The sequence below is a fragment of the Leptolyngbya cf. ectocarpi LEGE 11479 genome, assembly GCF_015207065.1.
Lineage (GTDB): Bacteria > Cyanobacteriota > Cyanobacteriia > Phormidesmidales > Phormidesmidaceae > Leptothoe > Leptothoe ectocarpi.
On sequence record NZ_JADEXP010000643.1, the window covers coordinates 1 to 1,139 of the forward strand.

The window sequence follows — 1,139 nt, forward strand, 5'->3', positions numbered from 1 at the left end:
GGGGGATGGGGATGGGGATCGATCGTCTGGTTATGCTTTTGACCGATGCTCCCAGTATTCGTGATGTGATCGCGTTTCCTTTGCTTAAGCCCGAACAAGGGGGAAGCGATTAAGATATCAGCGTTTGTGTTCTGAACTATAAGATTTGTCTGTAAGATACCGGTATCTAGCCATTTTTGATAGATCGGTTCATCCTCTGAAGCAGCACCGACAAATTATTTGGACAAACTGATTAAACTATAGGGGGAGACTGCTGAGTACATCTGCTGTATTAGCAGTCTTCTACCAGTGCTTAAGGGGGCAGCAGGTAGCGTTCCGTAGATCAGCACCGCCAGCGTTAAATTATATTTTTGGCTAACTCATATAAATCACTATGGCTCAGTCGTCTGCAGAAAGCACGTTGGCCCGTTTATCGCAGGGCACCACGCCGGGGCGTCTCAAGGCCCAGGTTCAGCATCTAACTAAGCCTAGATTTATTGAGCTTTTGGAGTTGATCATCCAAGAATTTGAGTATTTTCTCAAAGCCATTCATCTGATCAATAATCAATCGCTGGAAACCCTTTTAGAAGAACTGCTAGAGGCGTTTACCCTGAAAATTGGTCAGATTCTCCAGGCCGACCGCACCACCATTTTTATTGTGGATGAGGAGAATCAAGAACTGTGGTCTAAAATCGCCCAGGGTGCGGGAGAAAAGGCCATCGAAATCAGAATACCGATGAATAAGGGTATTGCTGGCTATGTGGCTGAGACCAAGAAAACTCTCAATATTCCCAATGCCTACGATGACCCCAGGTTCAACCGAGCCACCGATGAAGAAACGGGCTATCGCACTAAAAATATTTTGTGCATGCCTATTTTTAGCAATGACACCAAGGTGGTTGCGGTGGTCCAGCTGCTAAACAAAATTGGCGAGGAACGATTTACTCACCAGGATGAAAAGGAGTTTGAATCCTTTGCTCGCTCCATTGGAGTGTTGCTAGAAAGCTGTAATTCGTTCTATACCGCAGCCCGCACCCAGAAGGGACTCAATGCCCTACTCAGTGCTATTTCCTCCTTGGATCAAAGTTTGGAACTAGAGGTAACGCTACAGTCAGTGATGGCGGAAGCCCAAAAGCTGATGCAGGCGGACCGTAGCACCC

At 46.8% G+C, this 1,139-nt stretch carries 2 protein-coding genes; both read left to right on the forward strand.

Annotated elements, in window-relative coordinates; all coding sequences use genetic code 11:
• The first annotated feature begins 11 nt into the window (after nt 1-11).
• Nucleotides 12-113 (forward strand): amino acid--tRNA ligase-related protein, encoded by a 102-nt coding sequence (locus IQ260_RS30695; protein WP_456152060.1) that lies wholly within the window; start codon nt 12-14, stop codon nt 111-113.
• A 260-nt stretch (nt 114-373) separates the two neighbouring features.
• A partial coding sequence (locus IQ260_RS30700; RefSeq protein WP_193996820.1) for a GAF domain-containing protein occupies nt 374-1,139 on the forward strand: 766 nt, incomplete at its 3' end.